Source organism: Clostridium sp. (assembly GCF_051656525.1).
Taxonomy (GTDB): Bacteria; Bacillota; Clostridia; order Clostridiales; family Clostridiaceae; genus Clostridium.
Window position 1 is genome coordinate 1 of the sequence record NZ_JBOGCC010000355.1, and the last position, 2,257, is coordinate 2,257.

3 protein-coding genes are annotated in these 2,257 nt (G+C 29.1%); all 3 read right to left on the reverse strand.

Going from position 1 to position 2,257, the window contains the following annotated elements:
- Window positions 1-989: molybdopterin-binding protein (locus ACRDDY_RS17370; RefSeq protein WP_438566186.1), on the reverse strand; the 989-nt coding region annotated here is incomplete at its 3' end.
- Window positions 990-1,001: 12 nt separating this feature from the next.
- Complete coding sequence (gene modB, locus ACRDDY_RS17375; RefSeq protein WP_438566187.1) at window positions 1,002-1,658, reverse strand: molybdate ABC transporter permease subunit; 657 nt, start codon at window positions 1,656-1,658, stop codon at window positions 1,002-1,004.
- A partial coding sequence (modA, locus tag ACRDDY_RS17380; protein ID WP_438566188.1) for a molybdate ABC transporter substrate-binding protein occupies window positions 1,658-2,257 on the reverse strand: 600 nt, incomplete at its 5' end. The genes modB and modA, both read right to left, overlap by 1 nt.

Genomic DNA, 2,257 nt, shown 5'->3' on the forward strand with positions numbered 1-2,257 from the left:
GTACATACTTTACAATCAATTAAACATTGACCACCATGTCCAAGTGCACTTATATCTCTTCTTTTTAATTTTTCATCTGCTAATATTCTAGGAAGAACTAAATCAAATATTGTTCTTTTTGAATACATTACACATCCTGGAAGTCCAACTATTGGCGTATCTCCATGATATGCTAAAAGAAACATTGCTCCTGGAAGTACTGGTGCTCCATAAGTTATAAGGTCTGCTCCACTTTCTTTTATAGCTGTTGGTGTAACATCATCTGGATCTACTGACATTCCTCCTGTACATACTATAAATTCTGCACCATTTTCTAAAGCTTTATGAATCTCTTTTATAATCTCTTCTTTTTTATCATCTACAATAGCTTGATTTACAAGTTCACAACCATAGTATTCTATCTTTCTTTTTACAGCAGGACCAAAAGCATCTTTTATTCTTCCATGATAAACTTCACTTCCTGTTGTTATCATATATGTTTTCTTGCCTTTTATTTCTTCTACACTTATTATTTTTTCATTTATAAGACTTTCTGCCTCTATAATTTTCTTTTCATCAATTACAAGAGGTATAACCCTTGTTCCACCTAATAATTCTCCCTTTTTTACTGGAGTATTATTATGGATAGTTGCAATAATTATTTCTCCTAAATCATTTATATCTAAAAGTTTTTCTTTATCTATTTTTAAAAGCCCATCTCTTTTTGCTATAAAGTTTATTTTTCCTTCTTTTATTTCACCAAACTCTATACCATCGCCACAAACTAAATCTTTTATTCTTTCTGCTGCATCATTTTCATGTAGCATTCCTTCTTTAGCTTCCCAAACATATATATGTTCTTTTCCTATTTTTAAAAGTTCTTCAACATCTTCTTCTCTTATTATATGTCCTTTTTTAAAAGCTCTTCCCTTAAATTCTCCTGGTACTATTTTAGTTATATCATGACAAAGAACGTTTCCCACTGCATCTTTTACGTTTATTTTTTTCATTTTTCCTTCTCCTTACTTTAATTTCTTAAGTATAAAATTATATCCAAGGGTTAAAACGATTGATATACAAACTATTATGATTAATATAGTTCTTGCAACATCGGTATTATTATTTTCAATTGCATAATATAATGCCATTGGCACTGTTTGCGTTTCACCTGGTATATTTCCTGCAACTAATATAGTTGCTCCAAACTCTCCAAATATTCTAGCTATAGATAAAATAGTTCCTGTAAGTATCCCTTTTTTTGATAAAGGCAAACTTATTTTTCTATATACAACTCTATCCTTTGCACCCATTTCCATTGCTGCAAGCTTTAAGTCTTCACTTACTCCTAAAAGACTTGTTTTTATGCTTCCATACATTATGGGCATAGCTACAATAATTCCAACTATTATTGCTCCCACTATTGTAAAAATTATCGAAATATCAAAGCTTTCATAAAGAAACTTTCCAAGTACACCTCTTTTACCAAAAGCTATAAGTACTAAAAAACCTACTGCTGATGGTGGCATAAACATTGGAAGTAATATTATAGTTTCTAAAAAACTTTTTCCCCTTATCTTTTTATGAATCAAAAAGTAATTAAATACAATTCCAAGTACAAGTGTTATTATAAGCGCCACTATAACTACTTGAAATGAAATAAAAAAAGCACTTTTTATCATTAGCTTACACTAAATCCATAGCTTTTAAAGACTTCTTTCGCTTTAGCACTTTTTAAGTAATCTAAAAATTTCTTTGAATCTTCTAAATTATTATTTTCTTTCATAATTGATAAAGTATATTCTATTTTTTCATGAGAGTCATTATTTATTTCATAAACTATTTTTGCATGCTTTAAATTTAAAGCATCAGTTTTATATACAAAGCCATATTCAGCATTTCCACTTTCTACATACTCTAATGCACTTTTTACACTTTTCCCATACACTAATTTATCTTTCACACTGCTATATAAATTATAATAATCTAAGCTTTCTTTTGCATACATCCCAGCTGGAACTGTGTTTATCTCTCCAATTGCAATTTTCCCTGTAGCACTTTTTAAATCATCTAGTGTCTTTAACGGCTCATTTCCAACTATAACTAAAGAATTAGTTAATATAGTCTCTATTTTATTTTCATATACATATCCTTTTTTCACTAAATCTTCTGAATACTCTTTATTTGCTGAAAAAAACATATTTACATTAGCTCCATTTAAAATTTGCTTTTGAAGTGTTCCTGAACCACCAATATTATATTTCACCTGTATCCCTGTTTC